The organism is Citreimonas salinaria, assembly GCF_900107235.1.
GTDB lineage: Bacteria > Pseudomonadota > Alphaproteobacteria > Rhodobacterales > Rhodobacteraceae > Citreimonas > Citreimonas salinaria.
On sequence record NZ_FNPF01000005.1, the window covers coordinates 62,011 to 87,504 of the forward strand.

Annotated in this window: 26 protein-coding genes and 1 tRNA gene; 22 read left to right on the forward strand and 5 right to left on the reverse strand. The window is 68.7% G+C overall.

Going from position 1 to position 25,494, the window contains the following annotated elements:
• Positions 1 to 69: 69 nt before the first annotated feature.
• The 8 genes from fumC (at position 70) to BLW27_RS08175 (ending at position 8,252) form a co-directional block, all read left to right on the forward strand.
• Entirely contained in the window at positions 70 to 1,464 is a 1,395-nt protein-coding gene (gene fumC, locus BLW27_RS08140; protein ID WP_089882487.1) for a class II fumarate hydratase, read from the forward strand.
• A gap of 157 nt (positions 1,465 to 1,621) precedes the next feature.
• Positions 1,622 to 2,479, forward strand: coding sequence for an ATPase (locus tag BLW27_RS08145; RefSeq protein ID WP_089882052.1), 858 nt, complete (start codon positions 1,622 to 1,624; stop codon positions 2,477 to 2,479).
• Positions 2,480 to 2,523: 44 nt separating this feature from the next.
• Entirely contained in the window at positions 2,524 to 3,948 is a 1,425-nt protein-coding gene (locus BLW27_RS08150) for an alkaline phosphatase D family protein (protein WP_089882054.1), read from the forward strand.
• A 138-nt stretch (positions 3,949 to 4,086) separates the two neighbouring features.
• Positions 4,087 to 5,037, forward strand: a complete 951-nt coding sequence (locus tag BLW27_RS08155; protein WP_089882056.1) for a homoserine O-succinyltransferase — start codon at positions 4,087 to 4,089, stop codon at positions 5,035 to 5,037.
• On the forward strand, positions 5,034 to 6,014 hold the full coding sequence (locus BLW27_RS08160; protein ID WP_089882058.1) for an alpha/beta fold hydrolase: 981 nt from the start codon (positions 5,034 to 5,036) through the stop codon (positions 6,012 to 6,014). The genes BLW27_RS08155 and BLW27_RS08160 overlap by 4 nt, the downstream gene beginning before the upstream one ends.
• Positions 6,015 to 6,066: 52 nt before the next feature.
• The gene (gene ppk2 / locus BLW27_RS08165; RefSeq protein WP_089882060.1) at positions 6,067 to 6,945 is read left to right on the forward strand and encodes a polyphosphate kinase 2; all 879 of its coding nucleotides are present in this window, start codon (positions 6,067 to 6,069) and stop codon (positions 6,943 to 6,945) included.
• Positions 6,938 to 7,555, forward strand: coding sequence for a TetR/AcrR family transcriptional regulator (locus tag BLW27_RS08170; protein WP_089882062.1), 618 nt, complete (start codon positions 6,938 to 6,940; stop codon positions 7,553 to 7,555). The genes ppk2 and BLW27_RS08170 overlap by 8 nt, the downstream gene beginning before the upstream one ends.
• Positions 7,556 to 7,649: 94 nt before the next feature.
• A complete protein-coding gene (locus BLW27_RS08175; protein WP_089882064.1) occupies positions 7,650 to 8,252 on the forward strand; it encodes a rhodanese-like domain-containing protein in 603 nt (200 codons plus the stop codon).
• 153 nt (positions 8,253 to 8,405) lie between these two features.
• On the opposite strand, the gene BLW27_RS08180 is transcribed toward BLW27_RS08175, so the two are convergent.
• Positions 8,406 to 8,491 (reverse strand) — tRNA-Leu (locus BLW27_RS08180).
• 158 nt (positions 8,492 to 8,649) lie between these two features.
• Between BLW27_RS08180 and BLW27_RS08185 the strand changes: the two genes are divergently transcribed.
• From BLW27_RS08185 to BLW27_RS21150, 7 genes are all read left to right on the forward strand, one after another.
• Positions 8,650 to 9,228, forward strand: a complete 579-nt coding sequence (locus BLW27_RS08185; protein ID WP_089882066.1) for a YqaA family protein — start codon at positions 8,650 to 8,652, stop codon at positions 9,226 to 9,228.
• A complete protein-coding gene (locus BLW27_RS08190; protein WP_089882069.1) occupies positions 9,225 to 9,689 on the forward strand; it encodes a disulfide bond formation protein B in 465 nt (154 codons plus the stop codon). Before BLW27_RS08185 ends, BLW27_RS08190 begins: the two co-directional genes overlap by 4 nt.
• A gap of 187 nt (positions 9,690 to 9,876) precedes the next feature.
• A complete protein-coding gene (gene rocF, locus BLW27_RS08195; protein ID WP_089882071.1) occupies positions 9,877 to 10,797 on the forward strand; it encodes an arginase in 921 nt (306 codons plus the stop codon).
• A gap of 91 nt (positions 10,798 to 10,888) precedes the next feature.
• Positions 10,889 to 11,032, forward strand: a complete 144-nt coding sequence (locus BLW27_RS21145; RefSeq protein ID WP_177177850.1) for a hypothetical protein — start codon at positions 10,889 to 10,891, stop codon at positions 11,030 to 11,032.
• A 160-nt stretch (positions 11,033 to 11,192) separates the two neighbouring features.
• Positions 11,193 to 12,197, forward strand: a complete 1,005-nt coding sequence (gene gap, locus BLW27_RS08200) for a type I glyceraldehyde-3-phosphate dehydrogenase (protein WP_089882073.1) — start codon at positions 11,193 to 11,195, stop codon at positions 12,195 to 12,197.
• A gap of 151 nt (positions 12,198 to 12,348) precedes the next feature.
• A complete protein-coding gene (locus tag BLW27_RS08205) occupies positions 12,349 to 12,840 on the forward strand; it encodes a cupin domain-containing protein (protein ID WP_089882489.1) in 492 nt (163 codons plus the stop codon).
• A gap of 215 nt (positions 12,841 to 13,055) precedes the next feature.
• Positions 13,056 to 13,211: a hypothetical protein gene (locus tag BLW27_RS21150; protein ID WP_177177851.1), complete on the forward strand. Its 156-nt coding sequence runs from the start codon at positions 13,056 to 13,058 to the stop codon at positions 13,209 to 13,211.
• A 61-nt stretch (positions 13,212 to 13,272) separates the two neighbouring features.
• On the opposite strand, the gene coaD is transcribed toward BLW27_RS21150, so the two are convergent.
• The 3 genes from coaD to BLW27_RS08220 form a co-directional block, all read right to left on the reverse strand.
• Positions 13,273 to 13,764, reverse strand: coding sequence for a pantetheine-phosphate adenylyltransferase (coaD, locus tag BLW27_RS08210; protein WP_089882076.1), 492 nt, complete (start codon positions 13,762 to 13,764; stop codon positions 13,273 to 13,275).
• A gap of 160 nt (positions 13,765 to 13,924) precedes the next feature.
• Positions 13,925 to 14,359: a CBS domain-containing protein gene (locus BLW27_RS08215; RefSeq protein WP_089882491.1), complete on the reverse strand. Its 435-nt coding sequence runs from the start codon at positions 14,357 to 14,359 to the stop codon at positions 13,925 to 13,927.
• Positions 14,360 to 14,413: 54 nt separating this feature from the next.
• Positions 14,414 to 15,316, reverse strand: a complete 903-nt coding sequence (locus BLW27_RS08220) for a LysR family transcriptional regulator (protein WP_089882078.1) — start codon at positions 15,314 to 15,316, stop codon at positions 14,414 to 14,416.
• Positions 15,317 to 15,415: 99 nt separating this feature from the next.
• On the opposite strand from BLW27_RS08220, the gene BLW27_RS08225 reads away from it, so the two are divergent.
• The 7 genes from BLW27_RS08225 to BLW27_RS08255 all read left to right on the forward strand — a co-directional run bounded on the left by BLW27_RS08225 (position 15,416) and on the right by BLW27_RS08255 (position 22,391).
• Entirely contained in the window at positions 15,416 to 16,915 is a 1,500-nt protein-coding gene (locus BLW27_RS08225) for a CoA-acylating methylmalonate-semialdehyde dehydrogenase (RefSeq protein ID WP_089882080.1), read from the forward strand.
• Between the two features lie 225 nt (positions 16,916 to 17,140).
• The gene (locus BLW27_RS08230; protein WP_089882082.1) at positions 17,141 to 17,554 is read left to right on the forward strand and encodes a hypothetical protein; all 414 of its coding nucleotides are present in this window, start codon (positions 17,141 to 17,143) and stop codon (positions 17,552 to 17,554) included.
• A gap of 175 nt (positions 17,555 to 17,729) precedes the next feature.
• Positions 17,730 to 18,863, forward strand: coding sequence for a glycosyltransferase (locus BLW27_RS08235; RefSeq protein ID WP_089882083.1), 1,134 nt, complete (start codon positions 17,730 to 17,732; stop codon positions 18,861 to 18,863).
• 152 nt (positions 18,864 to 19,015) lie between these two features.
• On the forward strand, positions 19,016 to 20,155 hold the full coding sequence (locus tag BLW27_RS08240) for an acyl-CoA dehydrogenase family protein (RefSeq protein ID WP_089882085.1): 1,140 nt from the start codon (positions 19,016 to 19,018) through the stop codon (positions 20,153 to 20,155).
• 35 nt (positions 20,156 to 20,190) lie between these two features.
• Positions 20,191 to 21,243 (forward strand): enoyl-CoA hydratase/isomerase family protein, encoded by a 1,053-nt coding sequence (locus tag BLW27_RS21675; protein ID WP_245710814.1) that lies wholly within the window; start codon positions 20,191 to 20,193, stop codon positions 21,241 to 21,243.
• A 1-nt stretch (position 21,244) separates the two neighbouring features.
• On the forward strand, positions 21,245 to 22,117 hold the full coding sequence (gene mmsB, locus BLW27_RS08250; protein ID WP_245710815.1) for a 3-hydroxyisobutyrate dehydrogenase: 873 nt from the start codon (positions 21,245 to 21,247) through the stop codon (positions 22,115 to 22,117).
• Positions 22,118 to 22,187: 70 nt separating this feature from the next.
• Complete coding sequence (locus tag BLW27_RS08255) at positions 22,188 to 22,391, forward strand: YgaP family membrane protein (protein ID WP_245710816.1); 204 nt, start codon at positions 22,188 to 22,190, stop codon at positions 22,389 to 22,391.
• A 113-nt stretch (positions 22,392 to 22,504) separates the two neighbouring features.
• On the opposite strand, the gene uvrA is transcribed toward BLW27_RS08255, so the two are convergent.
• Positions 22,505 to 25,375 carry an excinuclease ABC subunit UvrA gene (uvrA, locus tag BLW27_RS08260; protein WP_089882091.1) on the reverse strand — a complete coding sequence of 957 codons (2,871 nt, stop codon included), beginning with the start codon at positions 25,373 to 25,375 and terminating at the stop codon, positions 22,505 to 22,507.
• Positions 25,376 to 25,494: the final 119 nt, after the last annotated feature.

The window sequence follows — 25,494 nt, forward strand, 5'->3', positions numbered from 1 at the left end:
GATCTGCCCGATTGCCCCCGCGTCCTCCAGCGGCTAATGCGCATGCGACCGCATACCGAGGAGAAGGCCATGTCCGCCACCCGCACCGAAACCGACAGCTTCGGGCCGCTCGAGGTTCCCGCCGACAAGTACTGGGGCGCGCAGACGCAGCGCTCGATCCAGAACTTCCCCATCGGGTGGGAGCGTCAGCCGGTGGCCATCGTGCGCGCGCTGGGCGTGATAAAGAAGGCCTGCGCGCAGGCGAACAAGGCGCAAGGCACGCTCGACGCCAAGATCGCCGATGCCATCATCGAGGCCGCGGGCGAGGTTGTCGAGGGCAAGCTCGACGACCACTTCCCGCTGGTCGTGTGGCAGACCGGGTCGGGCACCCAGTCGAACATGAACGCCAACGAGGTGATCGGCAACCGCGCGATCGAGATCCTGGGCGGCACCATGGGCTCCAAGGACCCCGTGCACCCCAACGATCACTGCAACATGGGCCAGTCGTCGAACGACACCTTCCCGACCGCCATGCACATCGCCACGGCGATGACCGCGCGCGACGTGACACTGCCCGGCCTGCGCAAGCTGCTGGCCGCGATGGAGGCCAAGCAGGCCGAGTTCGAGGGCATCATCAAGATCGGCCGCACCCATACGCAGGACGCGACGCCGCTGACGCTGGCGCAGGAATTCTCGGGCTACGTCCACCAGATCCGCATGAGCATCGCCCGCGTCGAGGGCGCGCTGCCCCGCATCCACGAGCTGGCACAGGGCGGCACCGCCGTGGGCACGGGCCTTAACACGCGCAAGGGCTGGGCCGAAACGGTCGCCGCCAACATGGCGGAAATTACCGGTCTTCCCTTCGTCACCGCTCCGAACAAGTTCGAGGCACTGGCCGCGCACGACGCGATGGTCGAGATGTCGGGCGCGCTGCGCACGGTCGCGGCCTCGCTGTTCAAGATCGCCAACGACATCCGGCTGCTGGGCTCGGGCCCGCGCTGCGGGTTGGGGGAATTGATGCTTCCGGAGAACGAGCCGGGCAGCTCGATCATGCCCGGCAAGGTGAATCCCACCCAGTGCGAGGCGCTGACCCAGGTCTGCGCACATGTCATGGGCAACGACGCCGCCGTCGGCTTCGCCGGGTCTCAGGGCCATTTCGAGCTTAACGTCTACAAGCCGATGATGGCCTACAACGTGCTGCAATCGATGCAGCTTCTGGGCGACGCGGCCAGTGCCTTCACCGACAATCTCGTGGCCGGGCTCAAGGCCGACGAGGACCGGATCGGCAAGCTGATGCGCGAATCGCTGATGCTGGTCACCGCGCTCGCCCCCGAGATCGGTTATGACAACGCGACCAAGGTGGCCAAGACCGCGCACAAGAACGGCACGACGCTGAAGCAGGAAGCGATCGCGCTGGGCTTCGTCGACGAAGAGACCTTCGATCGCGTCGTGCGTCCCGAGCAGATGATCGGCCCCAAGGACTGATCCGGACGCCACCCGGCGGATGATGAACGGCCGGCCGTCGTGCCGGCCGTTTTCGTCTCGGCCGCCGACCGTCCACCCAGCCGCACGACGGAGCCATTTGACGCCGCCCCCGCGCCCGCTTACGCAGGGCACGCCACCACGCAGACGGACGCCGCCCATGCTCTACCCCACCGCTCAGGCCTGGCGCGACGCGCCCAGCAAGCGCGTCGTCCTGTTCGCCATGTCGGGACTGGGCAAGACGCACGTATCCTCCATGCTACGTGCCAGCGGCGACTGGTTCCACTACTCGATCGATTACCGCATCGGCACCCGCTACATGGGCGAATACATCGTCGACAACGCCAAGCGCGAGGCGATGAAGGTGCCCTTCCTGCGCGACCTGCTGATGACGGATTCGATCTACATCGGATCGAATCTCAGCTTCGAGAACCTCAAGCCGGTTTCGGCCTATCTCGGCAAACCGGGCGATCCGGCGAAGGGCGGCATGCCAATCGCCGAGTATCGCCGCCGGCAGGAGCAGTTCCGCCGCGCCGAGATGCAGGCGCTGCTGGACACCGGCTATTTCATCGACCGGGCGCAGGACCTCTACGGCTACCCGCATTTCGTCTGCGACACCGGCGGGTCGATCTGCGAGTGGGTCGATCCGGAGAGCCCCCGCGACGAGATCCTGACAGCGCTGTCACAGGTCGCGCTTATGGTCTGGATCCGCGGCAGCGACGCGCACACCGCCGAGCTGATCCGCCGCTTCGACCGCGCGCCGAAGCCCATGGCCTACCAGCCGCAATTCCTCGACCGCGCCTGGTCTGCCTACCTGGACGAAACCGGTTTCGCTGATGACGCCGTCGATCCCGACGCCTTCATCCGCTGGACCTACGCGCGCGCGCTGGCACACCGCCAGCCGCTCTACGAGGCGATCGCGCGGAACTGGGGCGTCACGGTCGAGGCGGCGGACCTTGCCCGCGTGCAGACCGAGGCGGAATTCCAGGACCTGATCGCAAGCGCCCTGCCCGCGTGACCGGGCCTCGTGCAACCGGCGACGGGTCATCGAAGTTGCCGAGCATGACCGTTTCCATCACCGGCCCCGTCCTGATCCTCGACAGCGTCCGCGACGACACGATGCGGCTTGCCGCTCTGTTCGTCGCACCCGCCGACACAGCGCCCCCGCCGGTCGAGACCGAGGACGGCACGCACCACCCCGAAGCCATCCTGAGTTGCGGCGACCGCGCCGTCTGGCGCGCGCGTTTCGATCGGCCCGCGACCAGCCCGTCGCACTACGCGTGGGCCGGCACGCGTTTCGACCTGGCCGGCGCGGCCGCGCCAGACCCGCGCATCGCATACGTCTCGTGCAACGGCGAGGAACACGGCGACCTCGACCGCGACCCGGTCGAGCGCAACGTGATCTGGGCGCGCCTGGGCGAGCATCACCGCGAGGCGCCGTTCGCGCTGCTGATCCACGGTGGTGACCAGGTCTATGCCGACGAGGCGACGGACGGGCATCCCGCCTCGGCCGGGTGGCCGGACGCCTGGCCCGAGGACCCGGAGAGCGACACGCTCGAAGACCTGCGCGTCCACCTGCGGCAGCGCTTCTTCGATCGTTACCACGCGCTGTACACCGCCGAGGGATTCCGCTGGCTGACCGCGCGGGTGCCGTCGGTCATGCAATGGGACGACCACGACATCTGCGACGGCTGGGGGTCGCTGCCCCGCAGCGCGGCGCGTTCGTCCGTCGGGCGGCTGATCTTCGACGTCGCGCGCGAGATGGCGCTCGCCTTCCAGCACGGCACGCGCGACGGCGATCTGCCCGCGCGCTTCGCCGACCCGGACGGTTCGCATCTGGGCTGGCAAGTCGACCTGCCCGGCCTGCGCCTGCTCGCCCCCGACCTGCGCAGCCAGCGCACCCGGCGCGAGATCATGGGCCGCGAGGGGTGGGACATGGTCGAGGACGCCGCGCGCGACGGCTTTGCCGGTCGCACGCTGTTCATCTCGTCGGTGCCGCTGTTGGGGCCGCGCCTGTCGCTGCTCGAACTACTGATGGTGATCGTGCCGAAGATGCAGAAATACGAGGACGACCTGCGCGACCAGTGGCAGAGCCGCGCGCACCGGTCGTCGTGGCGCCGCATGCTGCAGCTCTGCCGGCGCATGGCCGCGCCCGAGTCCGCCCAGGTCACCGTCGTTTCGGGCGAGATCCACCTCGCCACGCGCGCCACGATGGGATTGGACCGCGGCAAGGTCCTGCACCAGCTGGTGGCCTCGGGGGTGAGCCATCCCGCGCCGCCCGTCGCCTGGGCGCGCACGCTGGGCACGCTGGCGACCCTGGGCGAGTCACCGCTGCGCGGCCACCCGATCCGCATCCACCCGCTGCCCGGCCAGTCGGGCCGCTACACCGCACAGCGCAACGCCCTGATCCTGGACCACGAGGACGGAGCCATGCGGGCGCGCTGGTTGCTCGAGGAGTCGGGGCCTACGCCGCCCCTCGTTCTCTGACAGCGCTGCCAAATGCTTTGAAAGCGCTAGCATGGGGGTTGGGTCCTGCGGAAGCCGTGCGGCATCGGGGTCGCGTTCCGCCCACCTTGCCCGCCACGGCCGCTTGGCCTATCTCTGCCCTTCGCGAAAGGATGTCCGATGCCGATCAAGCTGCCCGCCGACCTGCCCGCCTTCGACGTGCTCACCCGTGAAGGCGTGTCCGTCATGGCCGACGCGCTGGCCGAGCGGCAGGACATCCGTCCGCTGCGCATCGGGCTGCTCAACTTGATGCCGAAGAAGATCCAGACCGAGAACCAGTTCGCCCGCCTGATCGGCGCGACGCCGCTGCAGATCGAGTTCAGCCTGATCCGCATGAGCGAGCACCAGACCAAGAACACCGCCGCCGAGCACATGGAGGCCTTCTACCGCCCCTTCGCCGAGGTGGCCGAGGCGGGCGATCGTTTCGACGGGCTGATCATCACCGGCGCCCCGATCGAGCACCTGCCCTTCGAGGAGGTCACCTACTGGGACGAGCTGACCCGGGTCTTCGACTGGACGCAGACCCACGTGCATTCCACCTTCGGCGTGTGCTGGGGCGGCATGGCGATGCTGCGGCATTTCCATGGCGTCGACAAGCACATGCTCGACGCCAAGGCCTTCGGCTGCATCCGGCACACCAATCGCGCGCCGGCCTCGCCCTACCTGCGCGGCTTCTCCGACGACATGGTGATCCCGGTCTCGCGCTGGACCGAACTGAAGCGGGAAGAGATCGAGGCCGCCGGCCTGCCCATCCTGATCGACAGCGACGAAACCGGTCCCTGCCTCGTCGAGGACCCTGCTCACCGCGCGCTCTACATCTTCAACCACCTGGAATACGACAGCGACACGCTGAAACAGGAATACGACCGCGACGTCGCCGAGGGCCGGCCGATCAACGTGCCGGGCAACTACTATCCAGGCGACGATCCGACCTGCGCCCCGCAGAACCGGTGGCGCAGCCATGCGCACCTTCTCTACGGCAACTGGATCAACGAGATCTACCAGACCACGCCCTTCGACCTGGCCGATATCGGCAAGCGCTCCGACCCCGACCTGCGGGCCGAGGCATGAACACCTGGACCCTCGTCGCGGCGGTCCTGCTGCTGGCGCTGGCCGGCTGCGGCGTCATCGTCGAGCGCAGCGCCGACCGCGCCGTGGCGCGCGCCGAGGAACGCTGGCCGCCGGTCGGGCAGTTCACGCAAGTGGACGACTCGCGCGTGCACTACGTCCAGCGGGGCACCGGCCCGGACGTGGTGCTGATCCACGGGGCGGGCGGCAACCTGCGCGACATGACCTTCTCGCTGGTCCCGCGGCTGGTCGAGCGCGGCTTTCGCGTCACCGCCTTCGACCGTCCGGGGCTGGGCTATACCGATCGCATCGACGAAAGCTATGCCGGCGCGATGAACACCCGCGCCGAGAGCCCGCAGCAGCAGGCCGCCCTTCTGGCGCAGGCCGCGCGGCAGATCGGCGTCGAGGACCCGGTCGTCGTCGGCCACAGCTTCGGCGGCTCGGTCGCCATGGCCTGGGCGCTGGACCACGACGCGGCGGCGGTGGTCAGCCTTGCCGGCGCGATCATGCCCTGGCCCGGCGACATCGCCACCTCGTACAAGCTGCTGGGCTCGCGCCTCGGTGGCGCCACCCTGGCCCCGCTGGCTGCGGCGCTGATCGACCCGATGCAGACCGCCGACCGGGTCGAGCCGATCTTCGCCCCCAACCCGATGCCCGAGGGGTATCTCGCCCACATCGGACCGGGCCTGTCGCTCCGCCCGGGCCAGCTGCGCGCCAATGCCCGACAGGTGCAGGCGCTCAAGGGCCACCTGCGCGACATGTCTCCGCGCTACGCCGGCCTGTCCCTGCCGGTCGAACTGGTCCACGGCGCCGAGGACGACACCGTGGGCCTCGACATCCACTCGGTCGCCGCGGCGGAAATCCTGCCCGACGCCAACCTGACCGTGCTCGAAGGCGTCGGCCACATGCCCCACCACGCCCGAGAAGGCGCCGTGGTCGAGGCGATCGTCCGCGCCGCCGAACGCGCCGGTTTGCGTTGAGCCGCACCGCCCCCCATAGTACCCGCCCCGCAGCCCGACAGGACGGCCCGTGATGACGAACCCCATCGACAGCCTGCCCTTCGACGGAGCGATCTCGCGCTATGCCGAAGCCGACGCGCCCAAGGACGTGCGCCAGGCCCTGGCCGGGGATCGCGACATCCTCGACCCAGACTACCCCTATGCCGAGCCCTTGGCCCATGACGAATACCGCGCCCAGATGGACGCCCTGCAGATCGAGCTGGCCAAGATGCAGGCCTGGGCCAAGTCCAGCGGCGCCCGCGTGGCGATCGTCTTCGAAGGCCGCGATGCGGCAGGCAAGGGCGGCACGATCAAGCGCTTCCGCGAGAACCTCAACCCGCGCGGCGCCCGCGTCGTCGCCCTGGGCAAGCCGACCGAGACCGAGGCCGGCCAGTGGTACTTCCAGCGCTACGCCGCGCACCTGCCGACCGCCGGCGAAATCGTCTTCTTCGACCGCTCGTGGTACAATCGCGGCGTCGTCGAATCCGTCTTCGATTTCGCGACGAACACCCAGCGGCAGCACTTCTTCGCCCAGGTCGGCGATTTCGAACGCCTGCTGACCGACGACGGCATCCACCTGTTAAAGATCTGGCTCACCGTCAGCCGGGCCGAGCAGCTGCGCCGCTTCCTCAAGCGCGAGCGCGATCCGCTGAAGCACTGGAAGCTGTCGCGCATTGATGTGGACGGCCTCGCCCTGTGGGACGCCTACACGCTGGCGATCCGTGAAACCCTGTCGCGCAGCCACAGCGCCCACGCGCCCTGGACCGTGATCCGCGCCGACGACAAGCGCCGCGCGCGGCTGACCGCGATCCGCTCGGTGCTGAGCGGGCTGGACTACGATCACCGCGACGATGCGGCGCTCGGCGTCCCCGATCCGCGGATCAGCGCCGGGCCGGGCCTGCTCGATGCATAAGCGCGGCTATCACCACGGCAACCTGCGCCAGGCGCTGGTCGATGCCGCGCTCGAACTGATCGAAGAGAAGGGCCCCACCGGCTTCACCCTGTCCGAGGCGGCCAAGCGCGCGGGCGTGACCCCGGCGGCGGTCTACCGCCACTTCTCGGGGCGCGGGGACGTGATCGCCGAGGCCGCGCTGCAGGGCTACCAGATCTTCTCGGACGTGATGGAGTTCGCCTACGAATCCGGTCAGCCTTCGGCGCTGGCGGCGTTCGAGGCGACGGGCCGCGCCTACCTCGCCTTCGCGCGCAAGCATCCCGGCCACTACATCGCGATGTTCGAATCCGGCATCTCGGTCAACCACTCGCCGGAACTTGCCGCCGTCTCGGCGCGCGCGCGCGGCGTGCTGGAACGCGCCGCCGCCGACCTGTCGCAGCACATCCCCGAGGCCAAGCGCCCGCCGCCGGCGATGTTCTCGGCCCACATCTGGGCGCTCAGCCACGGCGTGGTCGAGCTTTTCGCCCGCAACTCGCCCGGCACGCAATCGCCCTTCCCGCCGGAGGACCTGCTGGAATCCGCCATCGGCGTCTACCTGCGCGGCCTCGGGCTGATCCCGCCCGATACGTGATCCGCCGCGTTCCGGTGCCGCTTCGGCAGCCCGGTGACGAACGGCGCGCAACCGTCTAGGCTGCGCTGTACGCAGACCTTCAGGAGGACACGCCATGAAGACACGCACGCTGTTTGCCGCCGCTGCGCTACTGGCCGCCCCAGCCATGGCCCAGACGACGGTTGGGATTACCTCGGACATGCCGTCCGTCACGGTCGAGACCGCGTCCGGCCCGGTGAAGATCGACCGCATCCAGGACACGTCGCACGAGATCAGCGGAGAGTGGGCCCGAACCTCGCGCCCCTGCCCCGACTTCTGCATCCAGCCTCACAGCCCCGCCGACGGGGTCTACACGATCGGAGAGCTGGAACTGATCGACATGCTGAAGGATCCCGACGCGACCGTCGTGGACAGCCGCACGCCGGACTGGTTCCAGGGCGGCACGATCCCCGGCGCGATCAACATCCCCTATACCCATGTGCTTGACGAGCTCGGTCGGCTGGGCTGCGAGCCCGATTTCGACGGGTGGGATTGCAGCAACGCGAAACGCGTCGCGCTGTTCTGCAACGGGATCTGGTGCGGACAATCCCCCACCGCGATCCGGAACATGGTCGAGGCAGGCTATCCCGCCGATCGCATTTCCTACTACCGCGGCGGCATGCAGGTCTGGCGGCTGCTGGGACTGACGGTTACGGGCGGCACGTCCGAAGGCGGCTAGCCGGATCCGCGACCCTGCTCGCGCGCCCCGTCAGGCGTTCGCGGCAAGCGGCCGGACGAACACGACCCCGTGACTCCGGTCGGTGCTACACGGTATTGAAAGGGCCCGGCCGGAGCGCCACGCGGATCGGGGGAAAAGCCTTCCGATCCAATGTGGTGCCCGAGGTCGGACTCGAACCGACACGCTGTTGCCAGCGGGGGATTTTGAATCCCCTGCGTCTACCATTCCGCCACTCGGGCCCGGAGCTGCGGGTATACCAAGCGTCGGGCTGCGTCAATCGCGCTCCGCGCGCGCGGGATCCGAATCCCGCGCCGTCGCGCCCGCGATGCCGCACCGCGTCGGCAGCCCTTGCCAGCGACCGGCCACCGTGGTCAGAAGTCGGTCGAGGAGATCCGCCATGCTGCGATGCACTTACGACTGGACGATGGCGCAGGCCGACCACCCGCGCGCGCTGTGGATCCTGGCCGCCGTCGCCTTCGTCGAAAGCTCGGTCTTCCCGATCCCGCCCGACGTGCTGATGATCCCGATGATCCTGGCCGCCCCGCACCGCACGTGGCTCATCGCGCTGGTGGCCACAATCTCCTCGGTGGCCGGGGGAATGGCCGGCTATGGGATCGGCTACTTCTTCTACGAAAGCCTCGGCCAGCCGATCCTGACCGCGCTGGGCAAGGCCGACGCGATGGCCGCGTTCAACGACCAGTTCAACGGCGTGGGCTTCTGGGCCGTGCTGATCGCCGGCGTCACGCCGTTTCCCTACAAGGTCATCACCATCATGTCGGGCTGGACGGCGATGCCGCTCGCGACCTTCGTCGTCACCTCGATCGTCGCGCGGGCGCTGCGGTTCTTCGTGGTGGCGGCGCTGCTGCGCGTCTTCGGCCCGCCGATCCGCGACTTCATCGAGCGCCGGCTGGGCCTTGTCTTCACCGCCTTTGTAGTGCTTCTGGTGGGCGGATTCGTTGCGGCGGGCACGCTATGACACGAAAGACCCTGATGATCCTCGCCGCGGCCGGCTCGGCCGCGCTGATGCTTGCGGCGCTGGGCTTCCAGTATCTCGGCGACATGCCGCCGTGCAAGCTGTGCTACTGGCAGCGCTACGGTCATGTGGGCGCGATCGCCGCGGGACTCGTGGCGCTGGCGGCCCCGCTGGCGATCGTCGCGCTTCTGGGCGCCGCCGCCGTGGGCAGCTCGGCCCTGATCGGCGCGTATCACGCAGGCGTCGAGCGCGGCTGGTGGGAAGGCCCCACCACCTGCACCTCGCAGGATATCGGCGGGCTCGACACCGACGCGCTGCTCGACCAGATCATGAACGCGCCGCTGGTGCGCTGCGACGAGATCCCGTGGCAGATGCTGGGCATCTCGATGGCCGGCTGGAACGCGATCGCCTCGGCGCTGCTGGTGCTGGTCTGGCTGGCCGCCCTGCGCGCACCCCGCGCCTGAGCGCGGACGCCCCGGAACCCGTTCGCCCCGGGGGGTGTCACCCCCGCCGCTTTCGCGCCATGACCGCGACAAGGCGGAATCGCCGCCGTTCCGGCCCGTGCGGCTCCGCTGCCGTTTCAGCCGTGCGGCTCCGCCACACGTTCCAGTTGTGCGGCTCCGCCGCAACGCCAACCAAGACGAGGTGCCCATGTCCCAGACCCTCCTGTTGATCGGCGCGCCGACGGATTCCGGCAAGCGCCGCGCCGGCTGCCTGATGGGCCCCGACGCCTTCCGGACTGCGCGCCTGCCGGGCGCGTTGGCCGACCTGGGCCACACCGTGCGCGACCTGGGCAACGTGCGCCCCGACGACACCGGCATGGATGACCGCGACCAGCTGTTCGCCCTGCCCGAGACCGTCGGCTGGACCCGCGCGCTGGCCCGCGCCGCCCGCGAGGCCATGACCGAGGGCCTGCCGATCTTCCTTGGCGGCGACCACGCGCTGTCGCTGGGCTCGGTCTCGGGCGTGGCGGCGCACGCGGCCGAACAGGGCCGCCCGCAATTCGTGCTCTGGCTCGACGCGCACGCGGATTTCAACACGCCGCAGACGACGCTCTCGGGCCACCTGCACGGCACACCGCTGGCCTACGTGACCGGCCAGCCGGGTTTCGGCGACTTCCCGCCCCTCGCGGCCACCATCCCGCAGGAGAACGTCTGCATCATCGGCCTGCGCTCGGTCGATCAGGCCGAGGTCGACGCGATCGAGGCCAGCGGCGTCGAACGCCACGACATGCGCGCGCTGGACGAGAACGGCCTCGCCGCCCTGCTCGGGCCGTTCCTCGACCGAGTGGCGCAGGCGGGCGGTGCGCTGCACGTCTCGCTCGACGTCGACTTCCTCGACCCCGCCGTGGCGCCCGCCGTGGGCACCACCGTCCCCGGCGGCGCGACGGTGCGCGAGGCGCACCTGGCGATGGAGATGATCCACGACAGCGGGCTGATGACCTCGATGGACCTGGTCGAGCTCAACCCGATGCTGGACGAACGCGGCCGCACCGCGCAGCTGATGGTCGATCTGTGCGCCTCGGCGCTCGGCCGCCGCGTCTTCGACCGCCCCACGCCCCGCATCCTCTGACAGTGCGCCGCGCGCCCGCCCGGATAGCCCCGGAGAGCCGCGCGGCGGCGGCAGCGCCCCCCTCTCCGGCACCGACTTCGAAAGTCCGCCCATGACCACCCGCCTCGCCCTGATCCTCGGTGCCGTCGTGCTGGCCGCGATCGCGGCCGACCTCGTGCTTTCCGACGGGCGCGCCCTGCTCTTCCTGGCGCGCAAGCTGCTGGTCCTGATCGACTGGATGGCCTTCTGGCGCTAACGCCCGCCCGCCTGCCTTGACTTTCGCGGTGCCGTTTGGTCGTTGAGACCCAAGCCGCCGTATCCGCCGGCCCGCCCGCGCATCCGGGATCCGACGGCCCGCCGGGCCGGACAGCATCACCGGCCCGCATCCGGCGGGCCCAACGTAGAAGGGAAAGAGCATGACCGTCAAAGTCGCCATCAACGGGTTCGGCCGCATCGGCCGCAACATCCTGCGCGGGATCGTCGAATCCGGCCGCGAGGATATCGAGGTCGTCGCGATCAACGATCTCGGCCCGGTCGAGACCAACGCCCACCTGCTGCAATACGACAGCGTGCACGGTCGCTTCCCCGTCGAGGTGAAGACCGGCGACGACACGATCGACGCCGGCCGCGGCCCGATCCGCGTCACCGCGATCCGCAACCCGGCCGAGCTGCCCTGGTCCGACGTCGACATCGCGCTGGAATGCACCGGGCTCTTCACCGACCGCGACAAGGCGGCCGAGCATCTCAAGAACGGCTCGAAGCGCGTGCTGATCTCGGCGCCCGGCAAGGATGCCGACGCGACGGTCGTCTACGGCGTCAACCACGAGATCCTGAGCGCCGAGCACAAGGTCGTCTCGAACGCGTCGTGCACCACGAATTGCCTGTCGCCGGTCGCCAAGGTCCTGCACGAGGCCGTCGGCATCACCCGCGGATTCATGACCACGATCCACAGCTACACCGGCGACCAGCCGACGCTGGACACGATGCACAAGGATCTCTACCGCGCGCGCGCCGCGGCGATGAACATGATCCCGACCTCGACGGGTGCCGCCAAGGCCGTCGGCCTCGTGCTGCCCGACCTCAAGGGCAAGCTCGACGGCGTCGCGATCCGCGTGCCCACGCCCAACGTCTCGGTCGTCGACCTGACGTTCGAGGCCTCGCGCGCCACGTCCGAGGACGAGATCAACGACCTGATCCGCAAGGCGGCCGGCGACGGTCCGCTGAAGGGCGTGCTGGGCTTCACCGACGGCAAGCTCGTGTCGACCGACTTCAACCACGATCCGCGCAGCTCGATCTTCGCGACCGACCAGACCAAGGTGATGGACGGCACGATGGTCCGCATCCTCACCTGGTACGACAACGAATGGGGCTTCTCGAACCGCATGGCCGACGTGGCCGTGGCGATGGGCAAGGTCGCCTGAGCCGACGCGTTTCGCGATCTGAACGAAGGGCCGTCCGCAGGGGCGGCCCTTTTCGCTTTGGTCGCAGACGCCCAGGCGCGCGTGCGCGGGCTGTTCAAGCGCGTTCGGCTCGCTATGGTTCGCCTGCACTGAAAACCAACGGGGAATGGCCATGCCTGACGACGTGTATCTGGTCCGCGAATCCGAGATCGCCGAGATGGAAGGCACGCGGAAGACGCACTTTCTGAACCCGAACGCGAAGCGCCTGAACAAGTCGCTGGGCGACCTGACGGGCCTGACGGGCTTCGGCTTTCACATCATCGAGGTGGCGCCGGGGCACGAGACGACGGAACACCACCGCCACCACTACGAGGACGAATGCGTCTACGTGCTGGCGGGCACCGCGACCGCGCTCATCGGCGACGGCGAGCACGCGATCGGGCCGGGCGACTTCCTGGGGTATCGCAAGGGCGGTCTCGCGCATTCGATCAGGAACACCGGGACCGAGATCCTGCGCTGCATCGTGGTGGGCGAAAGGCTAGCTCACGACGTGGGCGATTACACCCGCCAGGGAAAGCGGATCTACCGCAACGAAGGCCTGGCATGGAACCTGGTCGATCACGACGCGATCGAGGATGTCGGCGGCGACGCCGGCAAGAAATAGCACGCATCGCGCCCGCACCCCTCCGGTCCACCGGACGCGATCCTCGCGCTGAACCGCGGCCTTCTTCCGGCGCGGCGTCCGGCCGCTCTGCGCCATGCAGAATCCGCAGGGCGGCCTTTCCGTCGCGGCCGTTGTGCTGCGTCGCAGCGTGCCTATGTTTCCGCTAACGGAAGGCGGGAAAGCCCGCCGGAAAACAGACGGACAGGAGTTCCGACATGACCTTTATCTCCAACCTGCGCGCCCGGATGGCCCGGCGCGCCCGCTACCGCCAGACGGTGTACGAACTGCGCAAGCTGCCGCTGGACATCAAGCTCGACCTCGACATCGCCGGGATCGAGGACCGCGTTGCCCGCCAAGCCGTCTACGGCTAGGCCTGCCCGCCGAAAGTAGGTCCGATATCAGCGCCTGACGCGGGGCCGCGTGCCCCGCGCGTCAGGCAAAGCGCTTGCGCAGCGCCTCGTGCACCGGCGGTGTGACGAACTTCGACACGTCCCCGCCCAGCCGCGCGATCTCCTTGACCAGCTTCGACGCGATCGCCTGGTGCCGCGCCTCGGCCATCAGGAACACCGTCTCGATCCGGTCGTCGAGCGCGCGGTTCATGCCGACCATCTGGAACTCGTACTCGAAATCCGCGACCGCGCGCAGGCCGCGCACGATGATCTGCGCGCCCACGTCGCGGGCGCAGTCGATCAGCAGGTTCTCGAACGGGTGGACGACGATCTCGACTCCGGTCTGTTCGGACAGGGCTGCGCATTCGTCCTCGATCATCCGCACCCGGTCCTCGAGTTCGAACAGCGGCCCCTTGTCGCGGTTGATCGCGACGCCGATCACCAGCCGGTCGACCAGCTGCGTGGCGCGGCGGATGATGTCGATATGCCCGTGCGTGATCGGGTCGAAGGTTCCCGGGTAAAGGCCGATGCGCATGGGGCGTGTCCTTGGAAATGTCCTGTGCGGTCGCGACGCAACAAGATTGCGCGCGCGATTGCAAGCGGGAAACGCCGCGCCCTCGCGTCCTCCGCCGCCGTGATGCGGGCCGAGGCGGGGCGCCGGGCAGAGGCGACGCGGCGCGCCAGCGCCCCGCGCCTCAATGCCCCATGATCATCCCTTCGAGCGCGTTCTTCTCCATCGCCAGTTCGCCCAGCTTGGCCTTGACCACGTCGCCCTGCGTGATCAGCCCGACCAGCACGCCGTCCTCGACCACCGGCATGTGGCGGAACCGCCCCTCGCTCATCGCGGCCAGCACGTGGTCCGCCGAGTCGCTGCGCGCGCAGGTGTGGATCTTGCGCGTCATGTAGGTCTCGGCCGGCTCCGACAGGCAGTCGGCGCCGCGCGCCGCCAGTTCGCGCACGATGTCGCGTTCCGACAGGATGCCGTCGATCCTCTTGCCGTCCGCCGACACCACGACCGAGCCGATGTGATGCTCGGCCAGCGTGCGCGTCACGTCCGAGACCAGCGTGCCCGGCTTCACCGTCACGACCCCCTCGGATCCCTTGCTCTTGAGGATGTTCTGCACCTGCATGAGGACCTCCATTCCTTGCGTGAAGACCAGCGTCCCCCGTGCGCCCGGCGCCTGTCAAGCGTCACGCCCCTCCAGCCGCGCACATTCCGCCCGCAGCCCGGCCACCAGCGCCTCGGCCAGCCGGCCCTGCCGCGGCAGCCGCGCGTCGTCGGCGTGGCGCACCAGGTAGAAGCTGCGCGTCAGGCGCACCGTCTCGGGCAGCACGCGCACAAGGTCGGGCGCCGAGGGCAGCGCGAAATCGTGCACGATCCCCAGCCCCGCGCCCGCCCGCAGCCACTGGAACTGCACGGAAACCGAGTTCGACGCCAGCGTCACCCGCTCGACCCCCAGCGCGCCGAGGTAGTCCAGCTCGCGGTCGAAGATCATGTCGGGGATGTAGCCCACCACCCGGTGCGCGCGCAGGTCCTCGACCGAGGCGATCGGCGGATGCGCGTCCAGATACCCGCGCGTCGCGGCCAGGTGCAGGTGGTAGTCGGTGATCTTCTGCACCGTCAGCCGACCCGCCGTGGGCGCCGACACCGCGATCGCCATGTCCGCCTCGCGCCGCGAAAGGTTCACCACGCGCGGTTGCGACACGATCTGCAGGTCCAGCCCCGGGTTCACGGTCGCGATAGCCGCGCAGACCTGCGGCAGCAGGAAATTCGCACAGCCGTCCGGCGCGCCGATGCGCACCTGCCCCGACAGGCCCTGATCCGCGCGGCCGCGCACCGCGTCTTCCCCGGCCGCCATCGCCTGCTCGGCCGCCTCGGCATGGGCCAGCAGTCGCGCCCCCGCCTCGGTCAGCGCGTAACCCTGCGGGCTTTTCGCGAACAGCGGCGCGTCCATCGTGCGTTCCAGCCGCGCGATCCGCCGCCCCACCGTTGCCGGGTCCATCCGCAGCCGCTCGCCCGCCGCCGACAGCGTGGCATCCCGCGCCGCCGCCAGGAATATCCGCAGGTCGTCCCAGCTTTCGCTCATGGCCCCGCCTTGCATTATTGCAAAACCTGTTTGCCAGATTGCGTCTGGCGCGCGCAACCGTGCAAGCCTACCTTGCGCCCCAACAGACAGGAGGACCACATGACCGACCTTTCCCACTACATCGACGGCAAGCGCGTGCCCGGCAATTCCGGCCGTTTCGCCGATGTGATGAACCCCGCCACCGGCGAGGTGCAGGCCCGCGTGCCGCTGGCCACCAGGGAAGAGCTCGACGACGCCGTGGCCCGCGCCGCCGAGGCGCAGAAGGGCTGGGCCGCGACCAACCCGCAGCGCCGTGCCCGCGTGATGATGAAGTTCGGCGCACTCATCAACGAGCACATCGACGAGCTGGCCGAGCTGGTCAGCCGCGAGCACGGAAAGACCCTGCCCGACGCCAAGGGCGACGTGCAGCGCGGTCTCGAGGTAGTCGAGGTCTGCATGGGCGCGCCCGCGATGCTCAAGGGCGAATACACCGACAACGGCGGCCCGGGCATCGACCTGTATTCCATGCGCCAGCCGCTGGGCGTGGTCGCCGGCATCACGCCGTTCAACTTCCCCGCGATGATCCCGCTGTGGAAGATGGCCCCGGCGCTGTCCTGCGGCAACGCGATGATCCTCAAGCCGTCCGAGCGCTGCCCCTCGACCTCGCTGCGCCTCGCCGAACTGCTGAAGAAGGCCGGCCTGCCCGACGGCGTGCTGCAGGTCGTCAACGGCGACAAGGACGTGGTCGACGCGATCCTCGACAACGACACCGTGCAGGCGGTGGGCTTCGTGGGCTCGACCCCGATCGCGCAGTACATCTATGGCCGCGCGGCCAACAACGGCAAGCGCGCGCAGTGCTTCGGCGGCGCCAAGAACCACATGATCATCATGCCCGACGCGGACCTCGACAAGGCCGCCGACGCGCTGGTCGGCGCGGGCTACGGCGCGGCCGGCGAGCGTTGCATGGCGATCTCGGTCGCGGTGCCGGTGGGTGAAAAGACCGCCGACGCCCTGCGCGAACGCCTGATCCCGCGCGTCGAGAAGCTCAAGGTCGGCCCCTACACCGGCGGCGACGACGTCGACTTCGGCCCCGTCATCACCAAGCAGGCCGAGGAGCGCATCCGCGGGCTGATCCAGAGCGGTGTCGACCAGGGCGCGGACCTTGCCGTCGACGGCCGCGGCTTCAAGATGCAGGGCTACGAGAACGGCTATTTCATCGGCCCGTCCTTCTTCGACCACGTCACCGCGGACATGGAAATCTACAAGGAAGAGATCTTCGGCCCGGTCCTGTCCCAGGTGCGCGCCGAGACCTACGAGGACGCGCTGAAGCTGACCATGGACAACCCCTATGGCAACGGCACCGCGATCTTCACCGCCGACGGCGACACCGCGCGCGACTTCGCGCACCGCGTGAACGTCGGGATGGTGGGCATCAACTTCCCGATCCCGGTGCCGCTGTCCTACCACACCTTCGGCGGCTGGAAGAAGTCGGCCTTCGGCGACCTCAACCAGTATGGTCCCGACGCCTTCCGGTTCTACACCAAGACCAAGACCGTCACGGCGCGCTGGTTCTCGGGGATCAAGGAAGGCGGCGAATTCGCCTTCAAGCAGATGGACTGAGCCTCCGGGCGAGGCCGTTCGGGCCGCGGCAGCCGCCGCGGCCCGAATTCTGCCCTCTGCGCCGCGACGGGGCGTCACAACCGAAAGTCTCAGTTGCGCAATGACGGCGCCCTGTGTAGAGACGCGCGGGGCCTGCCCGGTCGGCCGGTCCCGCTGGCTCGTCCTGTCCGCAAGACCGAAGAACCAAGCTGCGTGACCGGTTCGGCGTCCAAGGAAATCCCGCGAATGATTCCCCTCTATTCCATCGATAGCCGGACGCGGATCGTGCATGTCCGCTTTTCCGGCGTGCTCGACACGCAGGCGGTGCTCGCCGGATTCGCCGCCTATGTCGCCGATCCGCAGGGGCGCCCGGGGCAAAGCTGCCTCGTGGATCTGTCCGGGGTCGAGCAGTTCGCGATCGATTTCTCCGGCGTCTGCGCGCTGGTCGAACGGATGCAGGCCCGCGAGGCCGAGCTTGAGCAGGCCCCGCGCGACGGAGACTTGCCGCGCCACGCGCTCTATGCGCCGAGCGACATCGCCTTCGGCACCTGCCGGATGTATCAAAGCATCGCGCAGGGCCTTCTGGCCGCCGAGATCGGCGTCTTCCGCGACATGTGCCAGGCGCGCCTGTTCCTCGATCTCGAGCACGCGCTGGGCTGACGCGCCGTCCGTCCGATCGCGCTCCAGGCGGTCCGAATCGTTGACGAATGGTGAATCTGTCTCTGCAAGTCATTGATTTCACGTCGGCGAGTGGATGTCCCACCGTGGGACACCTCCGAGACGCCTTCTGCTGCCCCGGCTGGACCTGCCCGCGCCCGCGCCCTATGAAGACCCCATGAGAACCGCGATCGCCACGTCCGATTACTTCGTCTTGGGCGAGACCTTCATCAACCGCCATATCGAGCACATCTTCGGCGGCGACACCGTGGTCATCGCCGGCCGCCACAACGGCCAGGACCCCTACGGCAAGCCCCTTTTCGTCCGCCGCGCGCCGCTGTCGCCGCGCGACCGCCTGTCCGCCCCCTTCGCCGCCCTCACCGGCGCCGCCCTGCACGGCACCTCCCGCCTGCCCTTCGGCGACAATCGCCGCCACCTGGCCGAGTTCCTGCGCGCCCAGAAGGTCGAGGCGATCCTCGCCGAGTTCGGCACCCAGGCGCTGGTGGTGGCGAAACTCGGCAACGACTTGGGCATCCCCGTCTTCTCCTACTGGCGCGGCACCGACGCCAGCCGCGCGCTCCGCTCGCGCCAGCGGGTGCGGTCGTATCGCCTGATGATGCCGCGCCTCGCCGGCATCTTCTCGGTCTCGCAATTCCTGCTCGACAACCTCGCCGCCCACGGCGTCACGCACCCGAACGCCCACGTGGTTCCCTCGGGCGTCGACGTGCGCCGTTTCGCCCCCGCCGAGAAGGTCCGCGGCTCCTGCCTCGCCGTGGGTCGCATGGTCGAGAAGAAGGCGCCCCAGGTCACCCTGCGCGCCTTCTCCGCCGCCGCGAAGGGCCGCGAGGCACACCTGACCTTTATCGGCGACGGTCCCCTACTCGAACCCTGCCGCGCGCTGGCGACCGAGTTGGGCGTGGGCGACCGCGTCACCTTCACTGGCGCCCTGCCCCACGATTCCGTCCGCGACCACCTGACCCGGACAGAAATCTTCCTGCAGCACTCGGTCACCGCGAAGGACGGCAACACCGAGGGCCTGCCCACCGCCATCCAGGAAGCGCTGGCCTGCGGCTGCATCACCCTGTCCACCCGCCACGCTGGCATCCCCGAGGCGGTCGAGGACGGCGTCAACGGCCTTCTGGTCGACGAGTGGGACGAGGCCGGCTTTGCCGAACGTCTCGGCGCCCTGCTCGACACCGCCGACCGGTCGGCCATGTCCCGCGCCGCGCGCGAGACCGCCGTCGCACGGTTCGACAATGCCGCCCTGATCGGCCGCGTCGAAGCCGTTATGTGTGACACCGTGAACGGCTGACGCACGGCGCGACGCGCGTCGCTGACGCGACGTCCTTGCATCCGCGCCGCGCCTGTGCACAATCTGAACAAGCGTTCAATTCGTGCCGCGCCTTTCGTCATAAGGTCGCGTCACGAGGCACAGCGTCACCGCAACGGGATGGGAGGCCCGCCATGGATTTTGCCCTCAGCGAGGAACAGCAGGCCATCTTCGACATGGCCCACGGCTTCGGCCAGGACCACATCGCGCCCCATGCCCGCGACTGGGAAGCGCAGGGCACCATCCCCAAGGAGCTGTGGCCCAAGCTGGCCGAGCTTGGCTTCGGCGGGCTCTACGTCTCCGAGGACTCGGGCGGCGCCGGGCTGAGCCGCCTCGACGCGACGCTGGTCTTCGAGGCGCTGTCGATGGCCTGCCCTTCGGTCGCGTCGTTCCTGTCGATCCACAACATGTGCGCCAAGATGCTCGACACCTACGGGTCGGACGATCTCAAGATCGCCTGGATGGACCGCGTCGTCAGCATGGAGACCGTGCTGTCCTACTGCCTGACCGAACCCGGCTCGGGCTCGGACGCGGCGGCGCTGAAGACGCGCGCCACCAAGACGAACGAGGGCTGGCGCCTGAACGGCACCAAGGCCTTCATCTCGGGCGGCGGCTATTCCGACGCCTACGTGACGATGGTCCGCACCGGGCAGGACGGGCCCAAGGGCATCTCGACCGTGATCGTGCCGGCGGACGCGCCCGGCCTCAGCTTCGGCGCGCTCGAGGACAAGATGGGCTGGCGCAGCCAACCCACCGCGCAGGTCCAGTTCGACGATTGCATGACCGACCTTGAAAACCTCGTGGGCGAGGAAGGGCGCGGGTTCTCCTATGCCATGGCCGGCCTCGACGGCGGGCGGCTGAACATCTCGGCCTGCAGCCTCGGCGCCGCGCAGGCAGGGCTGGACGCCACGCTGGTCTACATGCGCGACCGCAAGGCCTTCGGCCAGTCGATCGACCAGTTCCAGGCACTGCAGTTCCGCCTGGCCGACATGGAGATCGAGCTTCAGGCCGCGCGCACCTTCCTGCGCCAGGCGGCGTGGAAGCTCGACACCGGGGCACCCGACGCCACCAAGTTCTGCGCCATGGCCAAGAAGTTCGTGACCGAGGCCGGCAGCCGCATCGTCGACCAGTGCCTGCAATTGCACGGCGGCTACGGCTACCTTTCCGACTACGGGATCGAGAAGCTGGTCCGCGACCTGCGCGTGCACCAGATCCTGGAAGGCACGAACGAGATCATGCGCCTGATCGTCGCCCGCCAGATGCTGGCCCGCTAGGGTCCAGCCAGACCACGCCCCGGAAGGAAATCGCCTTGCCCGACAGCTCCGACGACATCCACATCCGCATCGAAGGCCGCGCCGGCCGCGTCACCTTCACCCGACCCAAGGCGCTGAACGCGCTGACGCACGAGATGTGCCTGGCGCTGGACGACGCGCTGAAGGCGTGGGACGAGGACGACTCGGTGGCGCTGGTGCTGATCGACGCCGAGGGGGAAAAGGCCTTCTGCGCCGGCGGCGACATCGCGGCGATGTACCACGCCGGAAAGGCGGGCGACCTCGGCGCCCCGCGCCGCTTCTGGCGCGAGGAATACCGCATGAACGCGCGGATCGCGGAATACGCCAAGCCGATCGTCTGCCTGATGCAGGGCTTCGTCATGGGCGGCGGCGTCGGCGTCTCGGGCCATGCCAGCCACCGCGTCGTCTGCGACAGCACCCGCGTCGCCATGCCCGAATGCGGCATCGGCTTCGTGCCGGACGTGGGCGGAACGCTGCTTCTGGCGGGCGCGCCTGGTCGCCTGGGCGAATACCTCGGCCTGACCGCGGCGCGAATGGGTCCCGGCGACGCGATCCATGCGGGCTTTGCCGACGCTTACGTGCCTCAGGACCGCTGGGGCGACCTGGTTCAGGCGCTGTGCGACACCGGAGACACGGGCCGGATCGACGACATGGCCGAACCCGCGCCCGCCTCGGACATGGCTGCGCAGCGGGACCGCATCGACGCGATGTTCGGCGGCGATCGGCTGGAGGACGTCCGCCGCTCGGTCGAGACCGATGACAGCGCCATCGCACAGGAGGCGGCGAAAGCCATGGCGCGCAACGCGCCGCTGTCGATGGCCGTGACGCTGGGGATGATCCGCGAGATGCGCGCGCCGGGCAACGGCATCCGCGACGCCCTGCGGACCGAGTATCGCGTGGCACACCGGATCATCGAAGACGGAGACTTCCTCGAAGGCGTGCGCGCGGCGATCATCGACAAGGACCGCAACCCGCGCTGGCAGCACGCGGACGGCCACGTGCCCGACGACGCGGTGGTCCGGATGCTGGCGCCGCTCGGCGCGGACGATTGGGATTTTCACGGAGACTGACATGCAGATCGGATTCATCGGCCTCGGCAACATGGGCGGCCCCATGGCTGCGAACCTCGCCAAGGCGGGACACGAGGTGAAGGGCTTCGACGTGGCCGGCACAACGGCCGAAGGTGCGGCACAGGCCGCCACCGCCATCGAGGCGGCCACCGGCGCCGACGTGGTCATAACCATGCTGCCCAACGGCGACATCCTGCGGCAGGTCGCGGACGAGATCATCCCCGCGATGAAGCCCGGCGCGGTGCTGCTCGACTGCTCGACAGTGGACGTCGACAGCGCCCGCGCGGTGGCCGAACAGGCGCGCGCGGCGGGCTTGGGCGCGCTCGACGCCCCGGTCTCGGGCGGTGTCGGCGGCGCGCAGGCCGGCACGCTGACCTTCATGGTCGGCGGCGACGAATCCGCCTTCGAGACCGCGAAACCGCTGTTCGAGATCATGGGCCAGAAGGCGGTTCATTGCGGCCCGTCGGGCAACGGGCAGGCGGCGAAGATCTGCAACAACATGATCCTCGGCGCCACGATGCTGGTGACGTGCGAGGCCTTCGCGCTGGCCGACAAGCTGGGGCTGAGCCGCCAGGCGATGTTCGACGTGGTCAGCACGTCCTCGGGCTATTCGTGGTCGATGAACGCCTATTGCCCGGCGCCGGGCGTCGGCCCGAAATCGCCGGCCGACAACGACTACAAGCCCGGCTTCGCGGCCGAACTGATGCTGAAGGACCTGAGGCTGGCCGCCCAAGCCGCCGAGTCGGCCGATGCCGACACGCCGATTGGCACCGCCGCGATGGAGCTATACCGCCGCTTCGTCGAGGAAGAGGACGGCAGGGGCCGCGATTTCAGCGCCATGCTGCCCCGGCTCGAGACGCGCCGGCGCGGTTGATCCAGATCATATTCCGGATTCGGAATGCGCGTTACGGTCCTCGTATCTTCACTTCATCGAGGACATGACGATGATCGAAAGGAACTTGGGCGACTCCGAACGCATGGTTCGGGCGACCGTCGGAATTGCGGGCGTGGTCCTGTTCTTCTTCCTGACCGGCTGGCTGCAATGGGCAGCACTGGTCGTGGGCGTGGTGCTGCTGGTCACCGCCGCGATCGGCTGGTGCCCGCCCTATGCGCTGCTGGGCATCAATACGAACAGGCGCCGCAGCTGACGGGCCGGGGCGGGTGACGACGACAGAGGGGCAGGTCGCCCCGTTCTGCTGCGCCGCTCACCCCGGGTTGCTTTCACCGGAAATGCCGGGCGGGCGACGCGCCCGCCCCGCGCCTATTCGGCCGCGACCTTGCGCGGAGCCAGCATCGGCTTGAGGTAACGGCCGGTATGGCTTTCGGACACGTCGGCCACCTGCTCCGGCGTGCCCGAGGCCACGATCCGCCCGCCGCCATCGCCGCCTTCCGGGCCGATGTCGATGATGTAATCGGCGGTCTTGATGACGTCCAGGTTGTGCTCGATCACAATGACCGAGTTGCCCTGGTCCACGAGCTCGTGCAGCACCTCGAGCAACTTGCGCACGTCGGCGAAATGCAGGCCCGTGGTCGGCTCGTCCAGGATATAAAGCGTGCGGCCGGTCGATCGCCTCGCCAGCTCCTTCGACAACTTCACGCGCTGCGCCTCGCCGCCCGACAGGGTCGTCGCCTGCTGGCCCACCTTGATGTAGCCCAGCCCCACGCGCATCAGCGCGTCCATCTTCTCGCGGATGCTCGGCACCGCCTTGAAGAACTCCTGCGCGTCTTCGACCGTCATATCAAGAACGTCGGCTATGCTCTTGCCCTTGAACTTGATTTCCAGCGTTTCGCGATTGTACCGCGCGCCCTTGCAGGTCTCGCAGGTGACGTAGACATCCGGCAGGAAGTGCATCTCGATCTTGATCAGACCGTCGCCCTGGCAGGCTTCGCAGCGGCCGCCCTTCACGTTGAAGCTGAAGCGCCCCGGCTTGTAGCCGCGCGCCTTCGCCTCGGGCAGGCCGGCGAACCAGTCGCGGATCGGGGTGAAGGCACCGGTATAGGTCGCCGGGTTCGAGCGTGGCGTGCGGCCGATGGGTCGCTGGTCGATGTCGATGACCTTGTCGAGGTGTTCCAGCCCCTTGATCGTCTCGCAGGGCGCGGGCACCTGCCGCGCGCCGTTCAAAGCCATGCTGGCGGATTTGAACAGCGTCTCGATCGTCAGCGTCGACTTGCCGCCGCCCGATACGCCGGTGACGCAGACGAACTGGCCCAGCGGGAACTCGGCCGTCACCTCCTTGAGGTTGTTGCCCGTGGCCTTGACGACCTTGATCTTCTTCTTGTTTCCCTTGCGCCGCTGGGCCGGCACCGAGATTTCCTCGGCCCCCGACAGGAAGCGGCCGGTGAGGCTTGCGGGGTCGGCCGTGATTTCGTCCGGCGTGCCGTGTGCCACGACCCGCCCGCCATGCACGCCCGCGCCCGGCCCGATGTCGAAGACGTAGTCCGCCTGCCGGATCATGTCCTCGTCATGCTCGACCACGATCACGGTGTTGCCCTGGTCGCGCAGGTTCTTGAGCGTCTGGATCAGCCGGTCATTGTCGCGCTGGTGCAGCCCGATGCTGGGTTCGTCCAGCACGTAAAGCACGCCGGTCAAGCCGCTGCCGATCTGGCTGGCCAGCCGGATGCGCTGCGATTCCCCGCCGGACAACGTGCCCGCGGCGCGCGACAGCGTCAGGTATTCCAGGCCGACGTTGTTGAGGAAGCCCAGCCGCTCGCGGATCTCCTTGAGGATGGCGCGCGCGATCTCGTTCTTCTGGGGGGTCAGCGCCTCGGGCACGGTGCCGATCCAGTCGTGCGCCTGCTTGATCGACATCTGCACCACCTGGCCGATGTGGCGCAGGTCGTCGCGCTTGCCGATCCGCACGGCCAGCGCCTCTTCGCGCAGGCGGTAACCGCCGCAGGTGCCGCAGGGGCGGTTGTTCTGGTAGCGCTCGAACTCCTCGCGGATCCACGCCGAGTCCGTCTCGCGGTAGCGGCGCTCCATGTTGGGGATCACGCCCTCGAAGGCGCGGGTGACGTTGTAGACGCGCCCGCCCTCGTCGTAGCGGAAGGCGATCTCGTCCTCGCCCGAACCATAGAGGAACACCTGCTGCACGTGGGCCGGAAGGTCCTTCCACTGGGTTTTGGGTTCGAATTCAAAATGTTTCGCGATCGAGTTGATCGTCTGCGTGAAGTACGGCGACTTGCCCTTGCGCCAGGGAGCGATCGCGCCGTTCGCCAGCGACAGCTGCGCGTCGGGCACCATCAGCGCCGGGTCGAAGAACAGCTCGACCCCAAGGCCGTCGCAATCCGGGCAGGCGCCGAAGGGCGCGTTGAACGAGAACAGCCGCGGCTCGATCTCGGGGATGGTGAAGCCGCTGACCGGGCAGGCGAAATTCTCGCTGAACGTGATCCGCTCGCCCTCGCCCTCCTTCGGCGCGGTCTCGAGGATCGCGATCCCGTCGGCCAGGTCCAGCGCGGTGCGGAAACTGTCCGCCAGCCGGGTCTCCATCCCCTCGCGAACGACGATGCGATCGACCACCACGTCGATGTCGTGGCGGAACTTCTTGTCCAGCACCGGTGGATCGTCCAGCTCGTGGAACGCGCCGTCGACCTTCACCCGCTGGAAACCCTGCTTGCGCAGCTCCAGCATCTCCCTGCGGTACTCGCCCTTGCGGTCGCGGATGATCGGCGCCAGCAGGTAGCCGCGGGTGCCCTCCTCCATCGCCATGACGCGGTCGACCATGTCCTGCACCTGCTGCGCCTCGATCGGCTGCCCGGTGGCCGGCGAATAGGGCGTGCCGACGCGGGCGAACAGAAGCCGCAGGTAGTCGTAGATCTCGGTCACGGTGCCCACGGTCGAACGGGGGTTCTTCGACGTGGTCTTCTGCTCGATCGAGATCGCCGGCGACAGGCCGGTGATGTAGTCCATGTCGGGCTTTTCCATCATGTCGAGGAACTGCCGCGCATAGGCCGACAGGCTCTCGACGTAGCGGCGCTGGCCCTCGGCATAGATCGTGTCGAAGGCCAGGCTGGACTTGCCCGAGCCCGAAAGCCCCGTCACCACGACCATCTGGTCGCGCGGGATGTCGACGTCGATGTTCTTGAGGTTGTGCTCGCGCGCGCCGCGCACCTCGATGTGCTTCATTTCGGGCATTCTGTCCCCCACGGATTGGCCCCCACGGCCGCCTCAGCCCCACACATAGGAGTTCGCTGTCCTTACGCCAATCGAAAAATGAGAACACAGAGAGAACATGATCGGGTTCCGGCGCCCTG

What these genes read in the sequence shown, in the direction of transcription:
- fumC (WP_089882487.1), top strand. Translation starts at nt 70, where the DNA reads ATGTCCGCCACCCGCACCGAAACCGACAGCTTCGGGCCGCTCGAGGTT.
- BLW27_RS08145 (WP_089882052.1), top strand. Translation starts at nt 1,622, where the DNA reads ATGCTCTACCCCACCGCTCAGGCCTGGCGCGACGCGCCCAGCAAGCGC.
- BLW27_RS08150 (WP_089882054.1), top strand. Translation starts at nt 2,524, where the DNA reads ATGACCGTTTCCATCACCGGCCCCGTCCTGATCCTCGACAGCGTCCGC.
- BLW27_RS08155 (WP_089882056.1), top strand. Translation starts at nt 4,087, where the DNA reads ATGCCGATCAAGCTGCCCGCCGACCTGCCCGCCTTCGACGTGCTCACC.
- BLW27_RS08160 (WP_089882058.1), top strand. Translation starts at nt 5,034, where the DNA reads ATGAACACCTGGACCCTCGTCGCGGCGGTCCTGCTGCTGGCGCTGGCC.
- ppk2 (WP_089882060.1), top strand. Translation starts at nt 6,067, where the DNA reads ATGACGAACCCCATCGACAGCCTGCCCTTCGACGGAGCGATCTCGCGC.
- BLW27_RS08170 (WP_089882062.1), top strand. Translation starts at nt 6,938, where the DNA reads ATGCATAAGCGCGGCTATCACCACGGCAACCTGCGCCAGGCGCTGGTC.
- BLW27_RS08175 (WP_089882064.1), top strand. Translation starts at nt 7,650, where the DNA reads ATGAAGACACGCACGCTGTTTGCCGCCGCTGCGCTACTGGCCGCCCCA.
- BLW27_RS08185 (WP_089882066.1), top strand. Translation starts at nt 8,650, where the DNA reads ATGCTGCGATGCACTTACGACTGGACGATGGCGCAGGCCGACCACCCG.
- BLW27_RS08190 (WP_089882069.1), top strand. Translation starts at nt 9,225, where the DNA reads ATGACACGAAAGACCCTGATGATCCTCGCCGCGGCCGGCTCGGCCGCG.
- rocF (WP_089882071.1), top strand. Translation starts at nt 9,877, where the DNA reads ATGTCCCAGACCCTCCTGTTGATCGGCGCGCCGACGGATTCCGGCAAG.
- BLW27_RS21145 (WP_177177850.1), top strand. Translation starts at nt 10,889, where the DNA reads ATGACCACCCGCCTCGCCCTGATCCTCGGTGCCGTCGTGCTGGCCGCG.
- gap (WP_089882073.1), top strand. Translation starts at nt 11,193, where the DNA reads ATGACCGTCAAAGTCGCCATCAACGGGTTCGGCCGCATCGGCCGCAAC.
- BLW27_RS08205 (WP_089882489.1), top strand. Translation starts at nt 12,349, where the DNA reads ATGCCTGACGACGTGTATCTGGTCCGCGAATCCGAGATCGCCGAGATG.
- BLW27_RS21150 (WP_177177851.1), top strand. Translation starts at nt 13,056, where the DNA reads ATGACCTTTATCTCCAACCTGCGCGCCCGGATGGCCCGGCGCGCCCGC.
- coaD (WP_089882076.1), bottom strand. Translation starts at nt 13,764, where the DNA reads ATGCGCATCGGCCTTTACCCGGGAACCTTCGACCCGATCACGCACGGG.
- BLW27_RS08215 (WP_089882491.1), bottom strand. Translation starts at nt 14,359, where the DNA reads ATGCAGGTGCAGAACATCCTCAAGAGCAAGGGATCCGAGGGGGTCGTG.
- BLW27_RS08220 (WP_089882078.1), bottom strand. Translation starts at nt 15,316, where the DNA reads ATGAGCGAAAGCTGGGACGACCTGCGGATATTCCTGGCGGCGGCGCGG.
- BLW27_RS08225 (WP_089882080.1), top strand. Translation starts at nt 15,416, where the DNA reads ATGACCGACCTTTCCCACTACATCGACGGCAAGCGCGTGCCCGGCAAT.
- BLW27_RS08230 (WP_089882082.1), top strand. Translation starts at nt 17,141, where the DNA reads ATGATTCCCCTCTATTCCATCGATAGCCGGACGCGGATCGTGCATGTC.
- BLW27_RS08235 (WP_089882083.1), top strand. Translation starts at nt 17,730, where the DNA reads ATGAGAACCGCGATCGCCACGTCCGATTACTTCGTCTTGGGCGAGACC.
- BLW27_RS08240 (WP_089882085.1), top strand. Translation starts at nt 19,016, where the DNA reads ATGGATTTTGCCCTCAGCGAGGAACAGCAGGCCATCTTCGACATGGCC.
- mmsB (WP_245710815.1), top strand. Translation starts at nt 21,245, where the DNA reads ATGCAGATCGGATTCATCGGCCTCGGCAACATGGGCGGCCCCATGGCT.
- BLW27_RS08255 (WP_245710816.1), top strand. Translation starts at nt 22,188, where the DNA reads ATGATCGAAAGGAACTTGGGCGACTCCGAACGCATGGTTCGGGCGACC.
- uvrA (WP_089882091.1), bottom strand. Translation starts at nt 25,375, where the DNA reads ATGCCCGAAATGAAGCACATCGAGGTGCGCGGCGCGCGCGAGCACAAC.